This window comes from Phaeobacter sp. JH20_37, assembly GCF_048056015.1.
In the GTDB taxonomy this organism is placed as follows: Bacteria; Pseudomonadota; Alphaproteobacteria; order Rhodobacterales; family Rhodobacteraceae; genus Phaeobacter; species Phaeobacter bryozoorum.
The window spans coordinates 17,742-41,307 of sequence record NZ_JAYMWW010000011.1 but is presented as its reverse complement, the minus strand read 5'-3'; the positions used below and the strand labels follow the sequence as shown (position 1 = coordinate 41,307).

Here is a 23,566-nt window from a genome sequence, read left to right as displayed (position 1 = left end):
CACGAATGCGCGGTTGCAGGCAGGCACGGCAGCAACCATGCGACAGTGGCAGGCTGACAGGTCAGTCGCGGCCGTGAGGCGCCATCCAGTCGATCTGCGGGTTGATCGGGATGATCCGATGCGGGTTGATGGTCTCATGGCTGTAATGATAGTGGCGCACGATGTGATCCATTCCGACGGTGCCAGCCACGCCCGGCCATTGATACAGCGCGCGAGTATAGGCCCAGAGATTCGGATAATCGATCAGCCGTCGCCGATTGCATTTGAAATGCAGGTGATAGACCGGATCAAAACGGACAAGGGTGGTGAACAGCCGCCAGTCTGCCTCGGTCAACACGTCGCCAAGCAGGAAACGATGTTCGGACAGGATGTCTTCCAGCCAGTCGAGGGTCTCGAACAGCGGCTCAACAGCGGCGTCATAGGCCTCCTGCGTGGTGGCAAACCCGCATTTGTAAACCCCATTGTTCAGGGTGGAATAGACCCGATTGTTCACGGCTTCGATCGGTTCGCGCAGTTCTTCGGGCCAGTAGTCATCATCATTGTGGCTGATGCCGTCGAAGGCGCTGTTGAACATGCGGATGATGTCGGCGCTTTCATTGGAAACGATGGTATTTTGCGTTTTGTCCCAGAGGATTGGCACGGTGACCCGACCGGAATACTGTGGGTCGGCGCGGGTGTATATCTGGTGGAGATGATCATTCCCGAACAGCGTGTCACCCGTCGCGCCGTGGTCGTCCTTGGCAAAACTCCACCCTGAGTTCAGCATATCCGGGTGTACGACCGAAACGCTGATATGATCTGCCAGCCCTTTGAGCTGGCGGAAGATGAGCGCACGATGCGCCCATGGGCAGGCCAGCGAGACATAGAGATGATAACGCCCGCTCTCCGCGGCAAAGCCTCCTTTGCCGGTTGGCCCGGCCAGACCATCTTTGGTGATCCAGTTTCGAAATTGCGCCTGCGAGCGTTTGAACGCGCCACCGGTTGATGCTGTGTCGTACCATTGGTCGTGCCAGACGCCATCAATCAAGAGGCCCATCACCGTCTCCTGTATGCTGTGAATACATATGTCGAGAGGTAACCTAGGTTGAGCGGGGGCGCGCGCCCATCGCAGTTTACGCGCATCATCCCTGCGCCAGTGCACAGCTGCGACAAGGGGCGTATCCAGCCTGCAACGCGCAGATCAAAAGTGGTGCTGCGCGCAAGATGTGGAAATGACTCAAAAAGTTCACTTGATTTTATCCTTTCCAAGTTCACACTTGTGGTGAACCGGGCAAAACGCCCGCTCGCGCTGGAACAATTATCGCCATGCGATGACGCCAGCGTTTGCCAGATCGAAAGGTCACTGCGATGACGACATTTGTTCCGAAGTCTGTGCTGGACGCGCTGGATGCCGCGCGGCTGGATGGAATGAAACGCAAGAGCCGCCTGCGCGTGGCTGTAGACGATCACATGTTTCCGGTCTTGCGCATGTGGAAAGACGGCTTTTCGATCGAGGCAGCAGATGCACCGCAGCTGCGGGGCCTGGTTGATCTGTTTGACGGCAGTCGGCATCTGTCCCAATGCCTGATCGTTGCCTCTGATGAGGAGGGCGGCGAAATGCGGTATGAGTTCAAACGCGCAACACCGGCCTCGGACAAGGCACCATTGGATTTCTACCGTGCTCCGGACGCGCCGGTGGGGCTGATTGCACAGGATGACCTGCGGCTCTAAGCCGGGCGAATTTGCTTGGGTATATTGATATTTGATTGGAAAACGGGGGTCTTAAATAGAGCCCCCGTTTTTTCTCCTCGGTCTCGCGTATCTGAGCGAGACCGATTTTCCACCCGGCATTATTGAAGGTCGGCGAATGCCCTGCGCAGACGCTCGCAGGCCTCTTCGACCCGTGCGCGCTGGGTGCCTAGGTTGAACCGCAGGAAGCTGCCGCCACCAGTTCCAAAACTGGGCCCGTGGTTGGCAGCAATCTTCGCGTCGTTTTCAACCCGTGCGGTGAACTCCTCGCGGCTCATGCCAGTGCCGGAGAAATCGACCCAGGCCAGATAGGTCGCTTCCAGCCGGGTTGAATGTAGACCGGGGATCTCGTTCACGGCGGCATCGAAGATCTGCCGGTTGCGGTCCAGATAGGGCACCAGTTCATCCACCCAGGCGGCGCCTTCCGGAGAGTAGGCGGCAGCCGTTGCACATTGGCCGGGAGAGTTCGGCGACAACGCCAGCGCCAGCATCCGGCGGGAGAATTTTGCGCGCAGATCGGGATCGGGAATGATGACCTGACCGGTGTGCATACCGGCAAAGTTGAACGTCTTGGACGGCGCGGTCAGCATCAACAGGCGATCGGTGATATCCGGTGCCGCGTTTTGCATCGGGATATGAGTTGCACCGTCGAATACCAGATCGTGATGAATTTCATCGGAGAGCAGGATCAGATCGTGCCGCTTGGCAAAATCGGCAACGCTGCGCAGTTCATCCTGGGTCCAGACACGGCCGACCGGGTTATGGGGAGAGCAGAGGATGACCATCTTTTCCGAACCGGTCATCTGCGCATCATAGGCCGCAAAATCCATTTCGTAGCGCCCATCGTTGACGGCAAGTTCGCATTCGACCACCTCACGTCCGGCGTTGCGAATGACCTTGGCGAAGGCGTGATAGACTGGCGTGAACAGCACAATGCCGTCACCCGGTTGCGTATAGGTATCCAGACACATACCGACGCCGTTCACTAGACCGGTTGTCGTGAAAATCGCGTCGGGGTCGACCGACCAACCGTGACGGTTCTGCATCCACCAGCAGATTGCGGACCGGTAGGGGCTGTCGCAATTCACATAGCCATAGACACCATGGTCGGCCATTTCCCGCATCTTGTCGGTCACGACCGATGGCACTGCGAAATCCATATCGGCCACCCACATCGACAGACCTTCGTCGCGTGGCACGCCATAGAGATCCTCCATCATGTCCCATTTGATGCAATGTGTATTCCGGCGGTCAATGATCTTGTCAAAATCCATGTCTGAACTCCCGTTGTTCAGGGGCGAAGCTAACGGCAATCCAGCGACACGCAAGGGGGCCGTTGCAGGGCGGGCGTCAATGGCCTAAATCAGCGGCATGAAACGACCGATCCTGATCCATCCTGATCCCCGCCTCAAGAAGGTATGTGCAGCTGTTCCCGACCTTTCGGACGCATTGCGCACGCTGGCCGACGACATGCTGGAAACCATGTATGCTGCGCCGGGTATCGGCCTTGCAGCGCCGCAGATCGGCGTGCTGGACCGCCTTATCGTGCTGGATTGTGTCAAGGAAGAGGATGGCCCGGCCCGCCCTCTGGTCATGTTCAACCCAGAAGTGGTTGCAGCATCGGATGACATCAATGTCTATGAGGAAGGCTGCCTGTCCATTCCCGATCAATACGCCGAGGTGACACGCCCCAAGGTGGTTGACGTCGAATGGATCGATCGCAACGGCAATCCCCAGCGGGAAACCTTTGATGGTCTTTGGGCGACCTGCGTCCAGCATGAGATCGACCATTTGAACGGCAAGCTGTTCATTGATTACCTGAAACCGCTGAAACGGCAGATGATCACACGGAAAATGCAGAAACTGAAGCGCGAGCGCGGACGCGGTAGCTGACGTTGGGCGGGTGGCTCCGTCTGTGGACGAGATGGCGTACGTCGGCTGCTTTGACCCGGAAAGGTGGACAAGATGACGGTTCTCCAGATCAGGGCTTGGCCCGACCCGGTGCTGAGCACCCCAGCTCCGCCGGCGACTGACCCATCAGAGGTTGCGGATCTGGTGCGCGATATGCTCGACACCATGTATGCCGCGCCGGGTCGTGGACTGGCCGCGCCCCAGGTCGGTGTTCTGGCACGGGTATTTGTTATGGATACGACCTGGAAGGAAGGCACGCGCGACCCGCTGGTCTGCCTGAACCCAGAGATCATCGCCCTTTCCGATGAGATGGCGACACGCACCGAGGGGTGCCTGTCGATCAGGGGCCTCAGTCTCGATGTGACGCGCCCAGCCTGGGTAGATCTCGGTTGGACCGACATGGAGGGCGTGCGCCATCAGCGCCGGTTTGACGGGTTTGCTGCGGCTTGCGTGCAGCATGAATACGATCATCTTGATGGTCGTGTCACTTTTGACCGGGTGGACCCAGAGGCGCGCGCTGCGGCCCTTGCCACCTATGAAACTAATCTGGAGACACCCCGATGACCGTGCGCCCCTGCCTGCCCTGGCCCGACAAGCATCTGCGCAGCCGCGCCGAGGACGTGAGCGAAATCACCGAGGATACGCTGACCCTCTGGCAGGATATGATCGACACGATGGAGGCAATGCCCGGTGTTGGCTTGGCCGCAAACCAGATCGGCGTCCTGCAGCGACTGGCAGTTGTCGACGGCTCCAGCGAACGAGGGCGCGCTGTCCGGCTGGCGAATCCCGAAATCCTGCACGCTTCGGTAGCGCTGCGGGAACATGAGGAGGCCAGTCCCAACCTCCCCGGCGTCTCGGCCAAAATCAAACGACCACGCGCGGTGACCGTGCGATATATGGATGAAACCGGCGCGGTGGTCGAACGGGATTTCGTCGGGATCGAGGCCACCAGCGTGCAACATCAGATCGATCACCTGAATGGCCGTATGTATTTTGACCGGCTGTCGAAGGTGAAACGCGATATGCTGATCCGCAAGGCGAAGAAGCTGAATGGCTGAGACACGTGCGGGGACAAACCCGCGGTTCGGGGCCTGTTTCAGGCGAATGGATTGAGAGTAAGGGGCAGCGGATGCGTATTATTTTCATGGGGACGCCGGAGTTTTCGGTTCCGGTACTGGATGCCCTGGTTGACGCGGGTCATGAGATTGCTGCGGTCTACTGCCAACCGCCCCGTCCGGCCGGGCGCGGCAAGAAGGATCGACCAACGCCGGTTCATGCCCGCGCGATTGAACTGGGTCTTGATGTCCGTCACCCGGTCAGCCTCAAAGGGGCCGAGCAGCAGGCCGAATTCGCGTATCTACGGGCGGATGTCGCGGTGGTCGTGGCCTATGGTTTGATCCTGCCACAGGCGGTGCTGGATGCGCCCAGACACGGCTGCCTCAATATCCACGCGAGCCTGCTGCCGCGTTGGCGCGGAGCGGCACCCATTCACCGCGCCATCATGGCGGGCGACAGTCAAACTGGCGTCTGCATCATGCAGATGGAGGCGGGGCTTGACACCGGCCCGGTCCTGCTGCGCGAAGCGACCGAGATTGGCCCGGAGGAAACCACCGCCCAGCTCCATGATCGGCTGTCGGAAATGGGGGCAGACCTGATCGTCCGTGCCCTGGACGGGCTGTCTGACCTGACACCTGAGGTGCAGCCGGACGCGGGCGTGACCTATGCCCATAAGATCGACAAGGCCGAAGCCCGCATCGACTGGCAACGCTCCGCGGTGGAGGTTGATCGGACGATCCGCGGGTTGTCTCCGTTTCCCGGTGCCTGGTCCGAGATCGAGGATCAGCGCGTAAAGCTGTTGGCATCCCGCGTTGTCGACGGGGCCGGCGTGGCGGGAATCGTTCTGGACGATGCGCTGCGGGTTGCCTGTGGTGAGGGCGCGGTTGAGCTGTTGCGATTGCAGCGGGCAGGCAAGGGAGCACAGGAACGCGAGATTTTCCTGCGTGGCTTTCCCGTAGCGCGCGGCACACAGCTTTAAGGGAGGCGGGTATGTTTCTGGCCCTGTTCGGCAGCGTCGTTATTGCCGGGATCGTCGGCTACCTGGCGGAGCGCACCGGTTTTACCCACAATGGGTATCTCTCGTCGATCATCATCTGCGTTGGCGGCGCGTTCCTGTTCCATTTTGTGGTGATCATGTTTGGCGTCGGCTTTCGCGCACCGGGTTGGAACGCCATTGCCGCATCCGTCGGCGCGTTGATCATCGTGCCGTTTCACTGGCGCCGCTGAACCTGCCTGCCGACTATTGCTCAGCTGCGCGGCGGGCGTGAACGATAAACTGGCAGATGCCAGCCAAACGCGATTGAGCCCGCCCGCAAAACCCAGCAGACCACCGCGCAGGCCACAAGCGCCCAGCGGGTCGGCAGGCCAAATGCCATGCTGACCACCGCCGTAATCGCGCCTGCCATGGCGCATGAGATATAGAGCTCGCCCTGTTTCAGCACCAGCGGCACTTCATTGCAGACCACATCACGCATCAACCCGCCCAGGGTGCCTGTTGCCATGCCCATCAGCACAACGATCACCGGCGTCTGGTCGGTTAGCAAGGCAGCGCCGGTGCCCGCCGAAACAGCGATTGCCAGTGCAAAACTGTCGAGCCAGACAATCCAGCGCAGCCGACTTTCCACCAAATGGGCAGTGAAGAAGACAATCACCGCAGTCACCGCCGCCAACAGGATTATCGTAGAATCGCCGATCCAGAACACTGGGTTGCGATCCAGCAAAAGATCCCGCACCGTCCCTCCGCCGACGGCGGTCAGGCAGGCCACGAAAGCAAAGCCGACAATGTCGAGCTGTGCCCGGCTGGCCACCAGGGCGCCGGAGGCCGCAAATACCAGAACGGACGCATAGTCCAGAAGGGTAAGGATGGTCATGCCTTGGCTTTGCCAGTCTTGAACGGGGCCATGCCTGCACGCGCAAGTTCATCGGCGCGTTCGTTCTCGGGATGGCCTGCGTGGCCTTTGACCCATTCCCACGTGACCGTGTGACGGCGCTGCGCCTCGTCCAGACGTTGCCACAGCTCAACGTTTTTCACGGGTTTCTTTGACGCGGTCTTCCAGCCATTTCGTTTCCAGCCGTGGATCCAGCCGGTCACACCGTTTTTGACGTAGGCTGAATCGGTCACAACGGTGAGGGTAGAGGGGCGCGCCAGGCTTTCCAGGGCATTGATCGCTGCCAGCAGTTCCATCCGGTTGTTGGTGGTCTCGGCTTCGCCGCCCTGCAGTTCCTTTTCCTTGACAACAGTGTCGCCGTCCATTGCGCGCAGCAAAACCCCCCAGCCACCCGGGCCAGGATTGCCGGAGCAGGCGCCATCCGTGTAGGCGAAGAGATCAGCCATGACAGGCCACCGAAATCCAGCGCGCCATGGCGCCGTCCAGCCCTGCGTTTTCGCCGGTGGTGCGGTTGTCCGGGGTGAACCCAGCAGTGCGCAATAGATCGATCAATTCGTCTTCCTCGTAGTAGGTATAATATCGCCCAAGGGCATCGCGGGCCTCGCCCTTACCGAGCTTTAGCGCGATGTAAAAGGGCCGACCTGACCGCAGCGCCTGCCGGATGGCCCTCAGGTGACGCGGAAAATCGGCACGCGGCGCATGTAGCAGACTGAAATTGGCCCAGATGCCATCATAGATGTCGCACCCCGACAGCTCATCAAAACTAGCGAGACACGTCTCAACACCCGGCATATGTTCCGCCAGTGCGATCATTTCCACGGAAGCATCCATCGCCACAGGGCGCAACCCGGCTGCGGCCATAACCGCGCTGGAGGTGCCGGGACCGCAGCCCAGATCCAGCACCCGTGCGTTCGGCGGGCAGGCAGCGATGAACTCGTGCAGGCGTGGGTCTTCTCGCAGGTGTGTCTGGTTCCGGTCAGCATAATCCGCTGCCTTGTTGTTGTAGATCTCCAGTGTCTCGCGGTCAGGCCCGCTCACAGGTAGACACCGACGGCGAGGCTGGCGACCACGATGCCGGTCAGCAGCAGGCGCAGCTGCATCCACCATGATGGGGTCAGACGCCAAACGTAAAAGGCATAATCCAGCAGCAACAGGCCGGCAAAGCCGTAGATCAGGTTTATGCCCGCGCTGGTCGGTCCTCCGCCGGTCATGAAAAATGCCCAAAGCGCTGGCAGCACCGACAGGGCATAACCAGTTACCGCCTGCATACCCGATGTCTTGGTCGCAAATCCCCAGAGCACGCCGGACATGAAGCTGAGGATCACAGAGCCATAGAACAGCTGCACATAGGGGCCGACAAACCGCGCGCCAAGATGGCTGGCACCCCAGACCTGCAACGCCGGGATCTGCGTGGTGAGTGCTCCCCAGACGAATGGGATCAGCCCGACCAGCCCCAAGACCAGCGGTGCCGGTGGTATCCTGCTCATGCCCGTTCCATCGCCAATCGGGTCGCCAGCGCGGCAAACAGCGCAGCAAAGCTACGGTTCAGCCATTTGACCACGGTGTCCGACCCCAGGATCAAGCTTCGCGCCTGCGCTGCAAAGAGCCCGTAGAGCACAAAGACACCAAAAGTCATGGCCATGAAAATCAAGCCAAGCACGACCATCTCCTGTGTCGCTGTTGCGGCCGCGCCTGACAGGAACGGCGGGAGAAGCGCCAGAAAAAACACCGAAAGTTTCGGGTTCAGGATGTTGATCAGGGCGCCGCGCTTGGCGATCCTTAGACCATGATCCGGAGCAGCAGGCGCGCCGGACAATGACAGCGCGCCGTCAGTTTTCAGCATTTGCCAGGCCAGATACAGAAGATACAGAACGCCCGCAATCTTCACCGCCTGAAACAGCACCGCCGAGGTGTGCAGAACCGCAGCCAGCCCCAGTGTCGCAGCCACAAGATGGGGCACGATGCCAAAGGTGCAGCCGACCGCTGCCCAAATCGCTGCACGCCGCCCCTGACCAAGACCAAGCGCCAGCGTGTAGAGCACACCGGTCCCTGGCGCGAGGACGACGACAAATGCGGTGACCAGAAATTGCAGTGAAATCAATTGACCAGCTCCTTATGATAGACAAGGTGGTTCAGGTCAAGGGTAATCGGCTGCCGGTCAGTTGCAAGACAAAGAAATCCGCAGACCGGCAAAGCGGCTGCGTCATTATCGTTTGCAGGGGACAAGCCGCCTCAGGCTGTTTCCCGCAGAACCCGGGGAACTTTGAACTCAACCCGTTCAATCGCGGTTTCCACCAGCTCGACTGTTACCTCGAACCGCTCGCGGAAGGCATCGATGACTTCGTTCACCAAGAGCTCGGGCGCAGAGGCACCAGCGGTGATCGCGACCGAGGAAATTCCCTCAAGCGCGCGCCAATCAATGTTTTCGGCCCGTTGTACCAGCTGTGCATATTGGCATCCCGCCTTGGCGCCAACTTCGACCAACCGTCGTGAGTTCGATGAATTGGGAGCGCCGACAACCAATAGGGCATCTGCCTTCGGGGCGACTTCCTTGACGGCCTCCTGGCGGTTGGTGGTGGCATAGCAGATGTCTTCCTTGTGAGGGCCGACAATATTCGGAAACCGAGCCTGAAGTGCTGCAACAATATCCTTGGTGTCATCGACCGACAGGGTTGTCTGGGTGACATATGCGAGATTGTCAGGGTCGCGAACCGTCACCGTGGTGACATCATCCGGGGTTTCCACCAGCAGCACTTCTCCCTCGGGCAGCTGTCCCATGGTGCCAATGGTTTCAGGATGCCCCTTGTGACCGATCATGATCATCTGGAGCCCGTTTTCCGCATGGCGCTGCGCCTCGATATGGACCTTCGACACCAACGGGCATGTGGCATCGACATAGATCATCTGGCGTCGGTCTGCCTCGGCCGGGATCGACTTCGGGACGCCATGCGCTGAAAAGATGACCGGCCGATCATCGGGGCATTCATCCAGCTCTTCAACGAAGACGGCCCCTTTGTCGCGCAGCCCGTCGACCACATATTTGTTGTGCACGATCTCATGGCGCACATAGACAGGCGCCCCCCATTTCTCGAGCGCCATTTCGACGATCTTGATCGCCCGGTCGACACCGGCACAAAAGCCGCGCGGCGCGGCGAGATATAGCGTGAGGGGGGGCTTGGTCATCGCGGTCTCCTTATCGCTCAGAGCTAGGGCTTTCTGTCGGCGAGGTCCAGCCCCGTGGCAATTGATTAAGCGGCGGTCCCTGGGACAAGGAAACCAAAAACAGCGCAAGCAAAAGCCCGCAAACAATGAATATCACTGCTGCGGGCCATGTCTGGGTCGTGGTGGCCTCCGGCAGGCCACAGATCTGTATCAGCCGGTGGCGGCTGATACGGAGCGCGGGTCACTTTGTTCGCGGGGAGGGCGGCCGATCACGTCTTTCAACTCTTCCAGCTCGATGAAATTATCGGCCTGTCGGCGCAGCTCGTCCGAGATCATTGGCGGCTGGCTGCGGATGGTGGAGACAACGGAGACGCGCACACCCTGCCGCTGCAGGCTGGCGATCAACGGGCGGAAATCACCATCACCGGAGAACAGCACGATATGGTCCACGCGGGGAGCAAGTTCCATGGCATCGACCGTCAGCTCGATATCCATATTCCCCTTCACCTTACGCCGACCCATGCTGTCGGTATATTCCTTGGCTGGTTTGGTCACCATGGTGAAACCGTTGTAATGCAACCAGTCAACCAATGGCCGGATCGGAGAGTACTCATCATTTTCCAGCAGAGCTGTGTAGTAAAACGCGCGCAACAACTTGCCCCGGCGCATGAATTCCTGCCTGAGCAACTTGTAATCGATGTCAAACCCAAGCGCCTTTGCTGCCGCATATAGGTTCGATCCATCGATGAACAGCGCGAGCCGTTCGTCCTTGTAAAACATCAAATATGTCCTTCCGGTAGGTCCGTCCCAGCAGTGAGGTTCCGTGAGTGAATGCTGAAATACGCTAAAACGGGTGGACTTAATGTAGGTTATTTGACATTTGCCGCAAGTGTATCGGGATTAAGAAACGAGGGCAAAAATGACCGAATTCCGGTCAGAGGCACTTATCGCCATGGGGGGAAACCTGCCTATCGGCGAACAGTCGGTTGAGCATACCCTCATAGGGGCTGTTCGGCAGTTGTCCGAATCAGACATCAGCCTGAGGGCAATCTCGCGCTTCTATCAAACGCCTTGCTTCCCGGCGGGCTCGGGTCCTGACTATGTGAACGCAGCGATTGCGATCGGCACAAACCTGCCCCCGCGTGAACTGTTGGAACTGTTGCATGAGGTGGAGGCGGATTTTGCCCGCCGACGTGTGCAGCGCTGGGGCATGCGGACACTGGATCTGGATCTGGTCGCTTATGACGATCTGGTCTGTCCGGATGTGGCGACCTTCGAACGGTGGAGGGATCTGCCACTGGATCTGCAGATGAAAGAGGCGCCGGGCCAGTTGCTGTTGCCGCATCCCAGGCTTCAGGATCGTGGCTTTGTGCTGGTGCCTCTGCGCGATGTTGCACCTGATTGGCGCCATCCGATTCTGGGTCAGACCGTGCGTCAACTCTGTGCGGCGCTGCCAATGTCCGATTTGACCGAGATTTCGCCGGTCTGAGCCGCCAATGCGCCCCATTCGGCGCTTGTCAAGAGAAAGCTTTGGTTTTAGAAGTCACCCTTCTGGACTTATTTTTGATTTGGAGAGTCGCCCATGGCCCGCGTGACGGTTGAAGACTGCGTAGACAAGGTTCCCAACCGCTTTGAGCTGGTGATGCTCGCAGCGCATCGCGCTCGTGAGATTGCCGCTGGTGCGCCGCTCACGGTTGAGCGTGACAACGACAAGAACCCCGTCGTGTCCCTGCGTGAGATCGCTGATGAAACGCAGAGCGCCGACTCCCTGCGTGAGCGTCTGATCGAAAGCAACCAGACCCAGATCGAGGTTGATGAGCCGGAGGATGACTCCATGGCCCTGCTGATGGGCGCGGAAAGCGACAAGCCTGCCACGGATGATATGTCGGAAGAGAAACTGCTGCGTGCGCTGATGGAGGCGCAAGGGCAGGGTTAAGACGTCGCAAGACATAATGAGCTGAGGCTGCGGACCGGAAATGATTTCACCAGAAGACCTGATTGCTCTGGTCCGCAACTACAATCCCAGGACCAATGCGGACAGGATCGCCGATGCCTATGCGTTCGGTGAGCAAATGCACGATGGGCAGTTTCGCCATTCGGGTGAGGCGTATTTCACCCATCCCGTGGCGGTTGCTGCCATCCTGACAGAGCAGCGGCTGGATGACGCCACGATCATCACGGCGCTGCTGCACGACACCATCGAAGATACCAAGGCGTCTTACGACGAAATCGCCAGCCGCTTTGGCAAGGAGGTGGCGATGCTGGTTGATGGTGTCACCAAGCTGACCAATCTCCAGCTTTCCAGCCGCGAAACCAAACAGGCAGAAAATTTCCGCAAGCTGTTCATGGCAATGTCCAAGGACCTGCGGGTTATCCTCGTGAAGCTTGCCGACCGTCTGCACAACATGCGCACCATCAAAGCGATGCGCCCGGAGAAACAGGCCCAGAAAGCCCGTGAAACCATGGATATCTATGCGCCACTGGCTGGTCGCATGGGGATGCAATGGATGCGCGAGGAGCTGGAGGATCTGGCCTTTCGCGTGCTCAATCCAGAAGGTCGCCAGTCAATTATCCGCCGCTTTGTCACGCTACAGCGGGAAACCGGCGATGTGATCCACCGGATCACCGGTGACATGCGGGCCGAACTGGAAAAGACCGGGATCGAAGCCGAAGTTTTTGGCCGTGCAAAGAAACCCTATTCCATCTGGCGCAAGATGCAGGAAAAGGATCAGGGCTTTTCGCGACTGTCCGATATCTACGGGTTCCGCATTATCACAACGAGCGAGGAAGACTGTTACCGGGCCCTGGGCGCCATACATCAGCGTTGGCGTGCTGTCCCTGGGCGGTTCAAGGATTACATCAGCCAGCCAAAGTCCAACGGCTATCGGTCGATCCATGCAACCGTCTCCGGGCGCGACGGCAAGCGGGTAGAGGTGCAGATCCGCACCCGGCAGATGCACGATGTGGCAGAAACCGGTGTGGCGGCCCATTGGTCCTACCGCGATGGCGTGCGCTCTGAGAACCCCTTTGCGGTTGATCCGGCCAAATGGATTGCGTCCCTGACGGAGCAGTTTGATGCGGAGGAGGATCACGATGAATTCCTCGAAGCCGTCAAACTGGAGATGTATTCCGACCAGGTGTTCTGCTTCACTCCCAAAGGCGATGTGATCAAGCTCCCAAAGGGCGCGACTCCGATCGACTACGCCTATGCCATTCACACCCGCATCGGCCACGCCTGTGTCGGGGCCAAGGTGGATTCGATCCGCGTGCCGCTTTGGACACGCCTGCGCAATGGCCAGTCGGTTGAGATCATCACTGCTGAGGGCCAGACCCCGCAGGTAAGCTGGCTGGATATTGCAACCACCGGCAAGGCGCGTACCGCGATCCGCCGTGCCCTGCGCGAGGCTGACCGCGCCCGGTTCGTGAAACTGGGCCACGAGTTGGCGCGATCCGCGTTTGAACATGTCGGGCGCAAGGCCACTGACAAGGCGTTGGAGACGGCGGCCCGCGCGCTTCGCGTCAGTACGGTCGATGAATTGCTGGCCCGTTTGGGGGCTGCGGTACTCACCGCGCATGATGTGGTTCAGGCGGTCTATCCGGAACTGGCCGCTGACAACAGCGATGAGGTTTCGCCGCGTCGTGCGGTGATTGGCCTTGAGCCGGGGCAGAGCTTCGAGCGGGCCCCCTGCTGCCAGCCACTGCCCGGCGAACGGATCATCGGCATCACCTATCGTGGCCGGGGTGTTGTGGTCCATGCTGCAGATTGCGACGCTTTGGGAGAGGTCGAGGATCAGCCCGAACGCTGGGTCGATCTGCACTGGCACAGTGGGACCCACCCCGCAGTCTACGGCGTGACGCTGGAGCTGACGATTGGCAATGACGCCGGTGTCCTGGGACGTATTTGCACATTGATTGGCGAAAAAAAGGCCAATATCTCCGACCTTGAATTTGTCGATCGGAAACCAGACTTTTACCGGCTGATGATTAATGTCGAACTGCGGGATGTAGAGCAGCTGCATTCGCTGATGTTGATGCTGGAAGCAGAGAGCGATGTCGCCGCCGTTGCACGGTACCGCGATGTGCCGGAAAGCCGCCCAAAGCTCGGGTAGCCGTTCAGTAGGATTTGGGAAGGACGCGAACCTTTGGTATTCAGGCGCCGTGATAGACGTCCGCCTCTGCGCGCGGTTGCCGATTTCCTGTGGCCGCGGGGCGGGTGGGGGCGCGCGTTTCACTATGTGAAGCATCGTGTGCGTCGTCTGCCCGATTCGCCGGAGCGGATCGCCCGCGGTGTCTGGGCGGGGGTATTCACCACCTTTACCCCATTCTACGGGATGCATTTCGTTGTGGCCGCGATTATCGCGCGGCTGATGAACGGCAATATCCTCGCCGCCCTCAGCGGCACGTTTTTTGGCAACCCGCTCACCTATGTGCCGATCGGCGTTGCCTCTCTGCAGACCGGCCACTGGATCCTTGGGACAGAGTTCGACGCCGATGTCGACAAGTCTTTGGTCGGGAAATTTCTGGCCGCCGGGAATGATCTTTTTGACAACCTGATCGCTTTGGTCACTGATCGACCGGCGGATTGGCAGGGGCTGACCCTGTTCTACCACGATGTGTTCTATCCTTATCTCGTCGGTGGCGTGATCCCCGGCCTCATCACCGCAACCGTCTGCTATGTGCTGAGTGTACCGGTCATCCGCGCCTATCAGCAGCGCCGCCGCACCAAGATCAAGGCTAAGTTCGACGTGATCAAGAAACGCGCCTCGCTGGACGCCGCAGACGACAGCAGCAGCTAAGCCGCTGCCAAACTGCGCGATTTGGCGGTTTCCGGGCTTGCCCTTGCCAGCGCAACCCCTAGTGTCAGGCAAAAGGCACTCAATTGGGAACTGCGATCCATGGCACAGACTTCCTCGCACAACACAGACCTGCGGCTTGGCGTGAACATTGACCACGTGGCCACCGTTCGCAATGCACGCGGCGGCCAGGTACCTGATCCGGTGCGCGCTGCCAAGCTGGCCGAGGAAGCCGGAGCCGACGGGATCACCGCCCATCTTCGCGAAGACCGCCGTCACATCACCGATCGCGATATCGACGGGCTGATGGAAGCGTTGAGCGTGCCTCTGAATTTTGAGATGGCCGCGACCGAAGAAATGCACAAGATCGCCCTGCGCCACAAACCCCATGCGGTTTGTATCGTGCCGGAAAAGCGGGAAGAACGCACGACCGAGGGGGGGCTGGAAGTGGCCCGCGAGGAAAACAAACTCGCCCACTACATCGCGCCGTTGCGCGATGCCGGGTGCAGGGTGTCGATCTTCATTGCTGCTGACCAGCGGCAGATCGAGGCGGCACATCGCATCGGTGCTGAGGTGATCGAGCTGCATACGGGTGCCTATTGTGAGGCTCATGCCGAGGGCGATTTTGCCAAGCGCGATGCCGAGCTGGCAGCCCTGCGCGAAATGTCCAGCTTTGCCCATTCCCTGGGGCTGGAGGTTCACGCGGGCCATGGTCTGACCTATGATTGTGTGCAACCGATCGCAGCCTTTCCAGAGGTGCGCGAACTGAACATCGGCCATTTCCTGATCGGCGAGGCCATCTTCAGAGGGTTGACCCCGGCCATCGCCGAAATGCGCCGCCTGATGGATGAGGCGCGCGTCTAGGACAGCCCCCGACGCCCACGGGTCTTGCCAGTTCCGGTCAGATCGCCTTTGATCGGGGCATGATATTGGGCGTTGGCACTGACTTGGCAAATATCGAGCGTATTCAGCGCACTTTGGACCGGTTTGGTGACCGGTTCAAAAACCGTGTTTTCACAGAAATCGAACAGCGCAAGGCCGAGCAGCGCATGGATGTCGCCGGAACCTATGCCAAACGCTGGGCTGCCAAGGAGGCCTGCTCCAAGGCACTCGGCACCGGGTTGCGGATGGGAATCGCCTGGAAAGACATGGCCGTTTCCAATCTGCGCAGCGGCCAGCCGGTCATGCATGTCACCGGCTGGGCCGCAGATCGGCTGGCAAAGATGACTCCCCCGGGTCACGAGGCCATCATCCATGTCACATTGACTGATGATCATCCCTGGGCGCAGGCTTTTGTCGTCATCGAAGCGCGCCTAATCACCAGTGAACCGCTTGCGACGCCGGGCGATGCTTGACTTACCCGGAGCGGCCCCGCATGTAGCGCCGGACCCTTGTTTACAGTTAGACCGGAGAGCCTGATGACGGCCAAAGCAACAGTCGGAAGTTCGATCCTTGAGACGGTCAAGACCATTGTCTACGCCCTGCTGATCGCAGGTGTATTCCGCACCCTGTTCTTTCAGCCGTTCTGGATCCCTTCGGGCTCGATGAAGGAAACCCTGCTGATCGGCGACTTTCTGTTCGTGAACAAAATGGCTTACGGCTACTCTTCGGCGTCCTGCCCCAGCCTGAAATTCCCCAGCGTCGGCATCGACATCGACAGCAGTGATATCTGTGGCTTCCTTGACGGTGATAACTCGCGCATCTGGGCCGATGAACCCGAACGCGGCGATGTCGTTGTCTTTCGCCACCCGGTAAACCAGAACGATTTCATCAAGCGGCTGGTTGGCTTGCCGGGGGACAAGATCCAGGTCAAAAACGGCATCCTGCATATCAATGGCGCGGCTGTTGCCCTGCAGGATGCAGGCGAGTTCGAGGAGCTGATGGCGCCGCAGGGACCTGCCGGATCTTATCCTCTTTGTGAAAACGCCCCTGTGGGTGAAGGGGCAACCTGCACGAAATCCCGCCAGATCGAAACTCTGCCGGGCGGCAGTCAGCACGTTGTGCTCAACATCGGCAATCAGGGTATGGATCACACAGGCATTTATCAGGTGCCTGCTGGTCACTATTTCTTCATGGGTGACAATCGCGACAATTCCTCCGACAGCCGACTGCCGCAATCGGCCGGTGGTGTCGGCTATGTGCCTTTCGAAAATCTCATTGGTCGCGCAGATCGGATCATGTTCTCCTCGGCTGGCCGGTCGATGCTGTTTTTCTGGACCTGGCGCGCGGATCGCTTCTTCAAGGGGATCGAGTGAAACTCTCTAAAGAAATGCGCGCGTTTGAGACGCGGATCGGCTATCATTTCTCCCAGCCGGCACTCTTGGTGCGCGCCCTCACACATGCCTCGGTCTCGTCTCCGAACCGGCAGGACAACCAGCGGCTTGAATTTCTGGGCGACCGGGTTCTGGGGTTGGTGATGGCGACGGCGTTGTTGGATACGGACAAGACCGCAACCGAGGGCCAGCTGGCGCCACGGTTCAACGCCTTGGTGCGCAAGGAAACCTGTGCCGATGTGGCGCGGGAGATTGATCTGGGGGCCGTGCTGAAACTGGGCCGCTCCGAGACCATGTCAGGCGGTCGACGCAAACTGGCCTTGCTGGGGGATGCAATGGAGGCGGTCATCGCCGCAGTCTACAAGGACGGTGGTTTTGAGGCCGCGCAGCAGTTGATCCTGCGGCTCTGGGGCCATCGAATTGGCCGAGTCGAGGCGGATGCGCGCGATCCCAAGACCACATTGCAGGAATTTGCTCAGGCGCGCGGAGAGCAGCCGCCCACCTATGTACTGGTTGAGCGCAAGGGGCCCGACCACCAGCCGGAATTTACCATCTCCGTGCAGCTGCAGGACGGCACCGAAGGCCGCGCAACCGCCGGATCAAAACGTCAGGCCGAACAGGCCGCAGCCAAATCTCTGTTGGCTCGATTGGAGCAGGAAAAATGACCACACGCGCCGGCTTTGTTGCCCTGATTGGTGAGCCCAACGCGGGCAAATCCACCCTTCTCAACCGTATGGTTGGGGCAAAGGTGTCGATTGTAACCCATAAGGTGCAGACCACTCGCGCCCGCATCCGCGGTGTCGCCATGGAGGGGGAGAGCCAGATCGTCTTTGTCGACACGCCTGGTCTGTTCCAGCCGCGGCGGCGTCTGGACCGCGCGATGGTTGCTGCCGCCTGGGGTGGAGCTGCGGACGCTGATGTGGTTGTACTGATGGTTGAGGCGCATCGTGGCATCACCGAAGGGGTAGAGCGCATCCTGGAAGGTTTGGAGAACATCGGCGAGGGGCGCAAGATTGCCCTCGCAATCAACAAGATCGACCGTGTTCAATCCGAAGTGCTTCTTGGCCTGACCAAGGAACTCAACGACCGCTACCCCTTTGCTGACACATTTATGATCTCGGCCGAGAAGGGCCACGGTGTCGACCATCTGCGCAGCTGGCTGGCGGAGCAGCTGCCAGAGGGCCCGTGGCTCTACCCTGAGGACCAGATCGCCGATCTGCCAATGCGGATGATCGCCGCAGAGATGACCCGCGAGAAACTGACCCTGCGCCTGCACCAGGAACTGCCCTACCAACTGACGGTGGAAACCGAAAACTGGGAAGAGCGCAAAGATGGCTCCGCCAAGATCGACCAGATCATCTATGTCGTGCGCGATGGTCACAAGGGCATCATTCTGGGCAAGCGTGGCGAGACCATCAAGGCTGTGAGCCAGGCGGCGCGCGCTGAGCTGGAAGAGTTCCTGGACCGCAAGGTGCATCTCTTCCTGCAGGTGAAGGTCCGCCCGAACTGGCTGGAAGAATCCGAGCGCTATTCCGAGATGGGCCTCGATTTCAAGGACGGGAACTGATCCCATATGGCGCGGCTGACCGCCAGTTTCTGGGTGCAGGCCTATCTCACCCGATTGCGGCTCGCCGATATCCCTGCCTTTGTGACCTCTCATGGTGATGACACAGCGGGGGCCGTATTGGTGAAGCTGAACACGCTGGACCGTCGGGCGCAGGCTCTGCACCGCTCCTATGATCTGATGAGCGGCTTGCGCAGCTGGGTCACTCTGGCCGAGGGGGATGAGGCGGATGTCGATGCCGCCATCGCCAAACAGCGCAGTTTCGACCCTGACCTCTGGGTAATCGAGGTCGAAGATCGCGATGGGCGGCATTTGCTGGACGAGCCGGGGCTGGATTGATCATGGAGTGGCGCGACGAAGGCATATTGCTGACGATGCGCCGCCATGGGGAAAGTGCTGCCATCGTGGATGCGTTTACCGTCGAACACGGGCGTCACTACGGGATCGTCCGCGGTGGCGCGGGGCGCCGGATGGCGCCGGTGTTGCAGCCGGGTGCCCAACTGGGCCTGACCTGGCGCGCGCGGCTCGAAGACCATCTTGGCAGCTATCAGGCTGAGCTGATCCGCAGCCGCGCCGCCACGGCAATGTCCAGCCGATTGGCGCTTGCCGGGCTGAACGCGGTGACGGCGCTGCTCGCCTTCTGCCTGCCTGAACGCGAACCGCACCCGGACCTGTATCTGCGCAGCGCGCAGCTTCTGGACCTTCTGGGGCGTGACGATATCTGGCCGCTGGCCTATCTGCGCTGGGAAGTTGCGCTGCTGGAGGAGATGGGCTTCGGCTTGGATCTCGATCACTGCGCCGTCACTGGCAGTCGACATGAGCTGATCTATGTCTCCCCCAAAAGCGGGCGAGCGGTGTCGCGCGCTGGGGCGGGGGAATGGGCCGACCGCATGTTGCACTTGCCGGACGTGTTACTGGGACGTGGAGGGGCCGAGACGCAGGACATCGTGGCGGCTTTGTCCACCACGGGTTTCTTTCTGGAACACAGGCTTGCACCATCGCTGGGCAACATCCCGCTGCCAGAGGCGCGGGGGCGCTTTTTGGATGTGCTCAGTCGGCAGCCTTGAAAACCATCTCGCGCCCGGTGTCATTTGACAGGATCATGACGTCGCCCTTGATCTCCACGATCTGCATCTGCTGCAAGGCGTCGAGAACCGCCACCTCTTCTCCGAGAGCCGGACAGACACGGCGCGTGGTCGCCATCTGCGCTAGGTCAAACCACGGGTAGGGGACGTCCAGCCGTGCGGTGAAACGATTGCAGGGCAGGGCGCCGGACACGTTCTCCCCGCGATCAAAGGACAGGGTTGTGGCGTCTTTCACAATATGGCCGTCGATCTCCTGCAGCTGCCATAGCACGCCACGGCCGCCGTAGCCGCGCAGGGTTTCATCGCCGAAACAGCCCGTTAGGGGCAAAGCGCAAGTCAGGGTGACGAGAGAGAAAAACTTGGTCCGCATCGCCGCACGCTACTCGATGAGGGGGCGAGGTCAACCAACCAGGGAGGCGCAAAGATAAAAAAGACCCGGCGCGAAACGCACCGGGTCAGAGGAGTGTCCAGGGGAGTTAATGACTGAACTCAGGCCAAGAGGCGTCTCGCGATGACTTGCGCCTGAATTTCTGCAGCGCCTTCAAAGATGTTGAGAATGCGGGCATCGCAGAGCACGCGGCTGATCTTGTATTCCAAGGCAAACCCATTGCCTCCGTGGATCTGCAGGCCGTTGTCGGCAGCCGCCCAGGCAACACGTGCGCCAAGCAGTTTTGCCATGCCCGCCTCTAGGTCACAGCGATGGCCGTTGTCCTTTTCCCAGGCGGAGAAATAGGTTAGCTGACGCGCGATCATGATCTCTACCGCCATCATCGCCAGCTTCGATGCCACACGCGGGAAGGCGATCAGCGGCTTGCCGAACTGCTTGCGGTCCTGGGCATATTGCATAGCGATATCGAGAGCCGATTGCGCAACACCGATGGCGCGGGCGGCGGTCTGGATCCGGGCGGATTCAAACGTTTCCATCAGCTGTTTGAAACCTTTGCCCTCTTCACCACCGAGGAGGTTCTCACGCTTCACGTGAAACCCGTCAAAGCCCAGCTCGTATTCCTTCATGCCGCGATAGCCCAGAACCTCGATCTCGCCACCGGTCATACCGTCGGTTGGGAACGGGTTTTCATCGGTGCCCGGTGTTTTTTCCGCAAGGAACATCGACAGGCCACGGTGATCTGTGCTGTCGGGGTTGGTCCGCGCGAGGAGGGTCATCACATGGGTCCGGGCGGCATGGGTGATCCATGTCTTGTTGCCGGTAATCTTGTAGTCACCATTATCACCCTTCACCGCGCGGGTGCGAAGAGATCCAAGATCAGAGCCTGTATTCGGCTCGGTGAATACCGCCGTCGGCAGGATTTCCGCGCTGGCAATCTTGGGCAGCCAATTGGCTTTCTGTTCTTCAGTGCCGCCGGCAATGATCAGCTCGGCGGCAATCTCGGAGCGGGTGCCAAGGCTGCCAACACCGATATAGCCGCGCGACAGCTCTTCGGAGACAACACACATCGACGCCTTGGAGAGACCAAAGCCGCCGTATTCTTCGGGGATGGTCAGACCAAAGACGCCCATCTCGGCCAGTTCCTCGATGATCTCCATCGGAATCAGCTCATCCTTCAGATGCCAGTCATGGGCGTTTGGCTCGACCTTTTCGACCGCGTAGCGACGGAACTGGTCGCGGATCATCTCCAGTTCTTCGTCCAGACCCGAGGCGCCGAACATCACCGATCCGGCCTGTTCCTGCATCAGCTCAACCAGCCGGACGCGCGCAGCCTGCGTGTTGCCGCTGTCACAGAGCGTCATGACAGCAGGGGCCATCAGCATCCGCTGGCTCTCTTGCGACAGGCCCAGATCCTGCAAACGCAGGATTTCGCCCTGGTTCATCTGGATGCCGCCGTGGATCTGCCAGAGGTATTCGCCAAAACCGATTTGTAGCAGCAGGTGCTCCATCTCGCCAAACTTGCCATTTGAGTGCAGGTCGCTGGCCCAGCGGTGCATCTGGCGCAGGCTGTAGGCGTAGGTCGCGAGCCAGGCGAGGCCATGGGCGGCGGTCTGGTTGGCCTCGACCAGCGCGCCAGAGACCCGGCCGCCTTCGCTGACCTGATCGCGGACGGTGCTACGGGCCGCCTCCAGCAGCTGGTCAACCGGTTCCAGCGCAGCAGCGGTCAGCGCCAGCAAATCAGGAATAAGCGTTGGTTGCATTTGCGGGTCCTGTCCGTCGTGAGCCATGAATCACATCCTTTTCAGCTGGCTCAGTGGTAAATCATTTTGCAGTTGCAGCGCAACAAAAATACCCTGTGGCATTATGATTGGATCAAAAATTACGTAACGATTTTGTGCGCGCGGCGATGGAAACCTGTGCTAAGGGTTTGATCATGTCCGATAATTCGATCCTTACCGTTTTCCTCTCTGCGGGTCTTACCTTGGAAAACTTGATCTTTGCGTTTGCGATTGCAGCACTTGCCGGCACGGTCAAGGGGATGGTTGGTTTTGCCATGCCGATGATCCTTGTTTCAGGACTTAGCCTGTTCTTACCGCCCGATATTGCGCTTGCCGGATTGATCCTGCCCACGCTGGTGACCAATGGGATGCAGGCCCTGCGGCAAGGGGTAATGGCGGCCTGGGAGTCGATTCGGCGGTTCAGGGTCTTTCTGCTTGTGGGTTTGATCTTTCTGCTGGGCAGTGCGCAGCTGGTCCGCGTATTGCCACAGGACGTCATGCTGATCCTGATAGGCGGGCCGGTCACCCTGTTTGCTTTGTTGCAGCTGTTTGGGATTCCAATCCCCATTTCCAGCGCCACACCGCGTATTGAGGCAACGGTCGCTGCTGTCGCCGGCTTCATCGGTGGTTTCTCCGGTATCTGGGGGCCGCCCACGGTGGCCTATCTGACGGCGCTTGGAACCGAAAAGCGCGAGCAGATGCGGGTACAGGGAGTCATTTACGGGCTGGGCGCCGTGGCGCTGCTGGTGGCGCATATCGGGTCCGGTGTCATGAGGGCCGAGACCGCGCCCTTTTCAATGTTGCTGATCCCTCCGGCGATTCTGGGAATGTGGATCGGCGGACGGTTGCAGGATCGGATCAATCAGGTCACCTTTCGGCGGGTAACTCTGGTTGTATTGCTGCTGGCGGGGGCAAATCTGCTGCGGCGGGGCCTCATCTCATAGGCTCTAACACCATCACTAGAGCCTGTATGATCCGAACGGGCAGACGAAGGACGGCATATGGTGAAGAGATTTGGCGCGGAACAGTTGGCCACTGCATCTATTGTCGTTGCGCTGCTGGTGCTGGCGCTGAAGGCGCTGGCCTGGTGGATGACCGGATCAATTGCCCTGTTTTCCGATGCGATGGAGTCTCTGGTCAATATCGGTGGTGCTATCATGGCGTGGTTCGCGGTTCGCTACGCCAATCGCCCGCCTGATGCTGGTCACCCCTTTGGCCATCACAAGGCCGAGTATTTCTCGGCGGTGCTGGAAGGGATCATGATTATCGTCGCGGCCCTGCTGATCCTGCATGAGGCGATAGAGGCGCTGCGCACCCCGGCGCCATTGGTGTGGAGCCCGTTGGGGCTGCTGGTGAATGCCGTGGCGATGCTGGTCAATCTCTGGTGGGCGCGGGTTCTGATCGGGCGTGGTACGGCCTTGGCCTCGCCTGCCTTATCTGCCGGTGGGCGCCACCTGATGAGCGACGTCTGGACCTCTGCCGGGGTTCTTTGCGGCCTTGGTCTTGCGCTTGCGACAGGCTGGCCATGGCTGGATCCGCTTCTGGCGCTGCTTGTGGCAGTCAATATCCTGCGCGAAGGGTACCGCGTCGTAGCCAGTTCTGTTGGCGGGTTGATGGATCAGGCCGCGCCATCCCACGAACGCGAGGAGATTGCCGAGATCATCCACCGGACCGCGCAGGGGGCCTTGCAGGTGCACGGTCTGAAAACCCGGCGCGCCGGGCAGGCGGTTTTTGTCGAGTTCCATATGGTTGTCGCAGGCGAGATGACCGTGCGGGCGTCGCACGCGATCTGTGATCGTATCGAAGAGGCGATCCGCGTCTCCCTGCCTACAGCGCAGGTTACGATCCACGTGGAACCGGAACACAAACTGGAAGATGGCGGGATCAAACCGGGGCAGTAAATCGGTCATTGCCAGACACGAAAAAGCCCCGGCCATGG

At 59.8% G+C, this 23,566-nt stretch carries 30 protein-coding genes; 19 read left to right on the top strand and 11 right to left on the bottom strand.

What is annotated here, in order from left to right; translation table 11 throughout:
• Window positions 1-61 precede the first annotated feature (61 nt).
• Window positions 62-1,036: a glutathione S-transferase family protein gene (locus VWZ87_RS03940; protein ID WP_416534655.1), complete on the bottom strand. Its 975-nt coding sequence runs from the start codon at window positions 1,034-1,036 to the stop codon at window positions 62-64.
• Between the two features lie 311 nt (window positions 1,037-1,347).
• Here VWZ87_RS03940 and VWZ87_RS03935 point away from each other — a divergent pair, with 311 nt between their 5' ends.
• Window positions 1,348-1,710, top strand: coding sequence for a hypothetical protein (locus VWZ87_RS03935; RefSeq protein ID WP_340546525.1), 363 nt, complete (start codon window positions 1,348-1,350; stop codon window positions 1,708-1,710).
• Between the two features lie 119 nt (window positions 1,711-1,829).
• On the opposite strand, the gene VWZ87_RS03930 is transcribed toward VWZ87_RS03935, so the two are convergent.
• Complete coding sequence (locus VWZ87_RS03930; protein WP_416534654.1) at window positions 1,830-3,002, bottom strand: MalY/PatB family protein; 1,173 nt, start codon at window positions 3,000-3,002, stop codon at window positions 1,830-1,832.
• A 97-nt stretch (window positions 3,003-3,099) separates the two neighbouring features.
• Between VWZ87_RS03930 and def (VWZ87_RS03925) the strand changes: the two genes are divergently transcribed.
• From def (VWZ87_RS03925) to VWZ87_RS03905, 5 genes are all read left to right on the top strand, one after another.
• Window positions 3,100-3,621, top strand: coding sequence for a peptide deformylase (gene def, locus VWZ87_RS03925; protein WP_416534653.1), 522 nt, complete (start codon window positions 3,100-3,102; stop codon window positions 3,619-3,621).
• Window positions 3,622-3,693: 72 nt separating this feature from the next.
• Window positions 3,694-4,203 carry a peptide deformylase gene (gene def / locus VWZ87_RS03920; protein WP_416534652.1) on the top strand — a complete coding sequence of 170 codons (510 nt, stop codon included), beginning with the start codon at window positions 3,694-3,696 and terminating at the stop codon, window positions 4,201-4,203.
• On the top strand, window positions 4,200-4,697 hold the full coding sequence (gene def / locus VWZ87_RS03915) for a peptide deformylase (protein ID WP_340546529.1): 498 nt from the start codon (window positions 4,200-4,202) through the stop codon (window positions 4,695-4,697). Before def (VWZ87_RS03920) ends, def (VWZ87_RS03915) begins: the two co-directional genes overlap by 4 nt.
• 71 nt (window positions 4,698-4,768) lie before the next feature.
• The gene (gene fmt, locus VWZ87_RS03910) at window positions 4,769-5,674 is read left to right on the top strand and encodes a methionyl-tRNA formyltransferase (protein ID WP_416534651.1); all 906 of its coding nucleotides are present in this window, start codon (window positions 4,769-4,771) and stop codon (window positions 5,672-5,674) included.
• A gap of 11 nt (window positions 5,675-5,685) precedes the next feature.
• Window positions 5,686-5,922 carry a hypothetical protein gene (locus VWZ87_RS03905; RefSeq protein WP_416534650.1) on the top strand — a complete coding sequence of 79 codons (237 nt, stop codon included), beginning with the start codon at window positions 5,686-5,688 and terminating at the stop codon, window positions 5,920-5,922.
• A 20-nt stretch (window positions 5,923-5,942) separates the two neighbouring features.
• Here the strand turns inward: VWZ87_RS03905 and VWZ87_RS03900 are convergent, their stop codons facing one another.
• The 7 genes from VWZ87_RS03900 to VWZ87_RS03870 all read right to left on the bottom strand — a co-directional run bounded on the left by VWZ87_RS03900 (window position 5,943) and on the right by VWZ87_RS03870 (window position 10,526).
• Entirely contained in the window at window positions 5,943-6,566 is a 624-nt protein-coding gene (locus tag VWZ87_RS03900; RefSeq protein WP_416534649.1) for a trimeric intracellular cation channel family protein, read from the bottom strand.
• Window positions 6,563-7,030, bottom strand: coding sequence for a ribonuclease HI (gene rnhA / locus VWZ87_RS03895; RefSeq protein ID WP_340546533.1), 468 nt, complete (start codon window positions 7,028-7,030; stop codon window positions 6,563-6,565). Before rnhA ends, VWZ87_RS03900 begins: the two co-directional genes overlap by 4 nt.
• The gene (locus VWZ87_RS03890) at window positions 7,023-7,622 is read right to left on the bottom strand and encodes a class I SAM-dependent methyltransferase (RefSeq protein ID WP_416534648.1); all 600 of its coding nucleotides are present in this window, start codon (window positions 7,620-7,622) and stop codon (window positions 7,023-7,025) included. The genes rnhA and VWZ87_RS03890 overlap by 8 nt, the downstream gene beginning before the upstream one ends.
• Window positions 7,619-8,071, bottom strand: a complete 453-nt coding sequence (locus VWZ87_RS03885) for a DUF3429 domain-containing protein (protein ID WP_416534647.1) — start codon at window positions 8,069-8,071, stop codon at window positions 7,619-7,621. Before VWZ87_RS03885 ends, VWZ87_RS03890 begins: the two co-directional genes overlap by 4 nt.
• Entirely contained in the window at window positions 8,068-8,685 is a 618-nt protein-coding gene (locus VWZ87_RS03880; RefSeq protein WP_416534646.1) for a LysE family translocator, read from the bottom strand. Before VWZ87_RS03880 ends, VWZ87_RS03885 begins: the two co-directional genes overlap by 4 nt.
• Window positions 8,686-8,816: 131 nt before the next feature.
• Window positions 8,817-9,767 carry a 4-hydroxy-3-methylbut-2-enyl diphosphate reductase gene (ispH, locus tag VWZ87_RS03875; RefSeq protein ID WP_416534645.1) on the bottom strand — a complete coding sequence of 317 codons (951 nt, stop codon included), beginning with the start codon at window positions 9,765-9,767 and terminating at the stop codon, window positions 8,817-8,819.
• A 189-nt stretch (window positions 9,768-9,956) separates the two neighbouring features.
• Window positions 9,957-10,526 (bottom strand): NYN domain-containing protein, encoded by a 570-nt coding sequence (locus VWZ87_RS03870; protein ID WP_340546538.1) that lies wholly within the window; start codon window positions 10,524-10,526, stop codon window positions 9,957-9,959.
• 139 nt (window positions 10,527-10,665) lie between these two features.
• On the opposite strand from VWZ87_RS03870, the gene folK reads away from it, so the two are divergent.
• The 11 genes from folK (at window position 10,666) to recO (ending at window position 19,443) form a co-directional block, all read left to right on the top strand.
• Entirely contained in the window at window positions 10,666-11,235 is a 570-nt protein-coding gene (gene folK, locus VWZ87_RS03865) for a 2-amino-4-hydroxy-6-hydroxymethyldihydropteridine diphosphokinase (protein WP_416534644.1), read from the top strand.
• A 93-nt stretch (window positions 11,236-11,328) separates the two neighbouring features.
• Window positions 11,329-11,682, top strand: coding sequence for a DNA-directed RNA polymerase subunit omega (gene rpoZ / locus VWZ87_RS03860; RefSeq protein ID WP_061049565.1), 354 nt, complete (start codon window positions 11,329-11,331; stop codon window positions 11,680-11,682).
• Between the two features lie 40 nt (window positions 11,683-11,722).
• Complete coding sequence (locus tag VWZ87_RS03855) at window positions 11,723-13,855, top strand: RelA/SpoT family protein (protein WP_340546540.1); 2,133 nt, start codon at window positions 11,723-11,725, stop codon at window positions 13,853-13,855.
• Between the two features lie 33 nt (window positions 13,856-13,888).
• Complete coding sequence (locus VWZ87_RS03850) at window positions 13,889-14,542, top strand: DUF2062 domain-containing protein (protein WP_340546541.1); 654 nt, start codon at window positions 13,889-13,891, stop codon at window positions 14,540-14,542.
• Window positions 14,543-14,641: 99 nt separating this feature from the next.
• Window positions 14,642-15,403, top strand: a complete 762-nt coding sequence (locus VWZ87_RS03845; protein WP_416534643.1) for a pyridoxine 5'-phosphate synthase — start codon at window positions 14,642-14,644, stop codon at window positions 15,401-15,403.
• Window positions 15,404-15,462: 59 nt separating this feature from the next.
• The gene (acpS, locus tag VWZ87_RS03840) at window positions 15,463-15,894 is read left to right on the top strand and encodes a holo-ACP synthase (protein ID WP_416534642.1); all 432 of its coding nucleotides are present in this window, start codon (window positions 15,463-15,465) and stop codon (window positions 15,892-15,894) included.
• A 63-nt stretch (window positions 15,895-15,957) separates the two neighbouring features.
• Entirely contained in the window at window positions 15,958-16,794 is an 837-nt protein-coding gene (gene lepB / locus VWZ87_RS03835) for a signal peptidase I (protein ID WP_416534641.1), read from the top strand.
• Complete coding sequence (gene rnc, locus VWZ87_RS03830) at window positions 16,791-17,477, top strand: ribonuclease III (RefSeq protein ID WP_340546545.1); 687 nt, start codon at window positions 16,791-16,793, stop codon at window positions 17,475-17,477. The genes lepB and rnc overlap by 4 nt, the downstream gene beginning before the upstream one ends.
• Window positions 17,474-18,379 carry a GTPase Era gene (era, locus tag VWZ87_RS03825; RefSeq protein WP_340546546.1) on the top strand — a complete coding sequence of 302 codons (906 nt, stop codon included), beginning with the start codon at window positions 17,474-17,476 and terminating at the stop codon, window positions 18,377-18,379. Before rnc ends, era begins: the two co-directional genes overlap by 4 nt.
• A 6-nt stretch (window positions 18,380-18,385) precedes the next feature.
• Window positions 18,386-18,715, top strand: coding sequence for a DUF1491 family protein (locus VWZ87_RS03820; protein WP_416534640.1), 330 nt, complete (start codon window positions 18,386-18,388; stop codon window positions 18,713-18,715).
• A 2-nt stretch (window positions 18,716-18,717) separates the two neighbouring features.
• Window positions 18,718-19,443 (top strand): DNA repair protein RecO, encoded by a 726-nt coding sequence (gene recO, locus VWZ87_RS03815; protein ID WP_416534639.1) that lies wholly within the window; start codon window positions 18,718-18,720, stop codon window positions 19,441-19,443.
• Here recO and VWZ87_RS03810 read toward each other — a convergent pair.
• Window positions 19,427-19,831, bottom strand: coding sequence for an META domain-containing protein (locus VWZ87_RS03810; protein ID WP_340546549.1), 405 nt, complete (start codon window positions 19,829-19,831; stop codon window positions 19,427-19,429). The genes recO and VWZ87_RS03810 overlap by 17 nt on opposite strands.
• A gap of 119 nt (window positions 19,832-19,950) precedes the next feature.
• The gene (locus VWZ87_RS03805) at window positions 19,951-21,636 is read right to left on the bottom strand and encodes an acyl-CoA dehydrogenase family protein (RefSeq protein WP_416534638.1); all 1,686 of its coding nucleotides are present in this window, start codon (window positions 21,634-21,636) and stop codon (window positions 19,951-19,953) included.
• Window positions 21,637-21,782: 146 nt separating this feature from the next.
• Between VWZ87_RS03805 and VWZ87_RS03800 the strand changes: the two genes are divergently transcribed.
• Both VWZ87_RS03800 and VWZ87_RS03795 read left to right on the top strand, forming a co-directional pair.
• Complete coding sequence (locus VWZ87_RS03800) at window positions 21,783-22,571, top strand: sulfite exporter TauE/SafE family protein (RefSeq protein ID WP_416534637.1); 789 nt, start codon at window positions 21,783-21,785, stop codon at window positions 22,569-22,571.
• Window positions 22,572-22,628: 57 nt separating this feature from the next.
• Complete coding sequence (locus VWZ87_RS03795; RefSeq protein WP_416534636.1) at window positions 22,629-23,528, top strand: cation diffusion facilitator family transporter; 900 nt, start codon at window positions 22,629-22,631, stop codon at window positions 23,526-23,528.
• The last annotated feature ends 38 nt before the right edge of the window (window positions 23,529-23,566 follow it).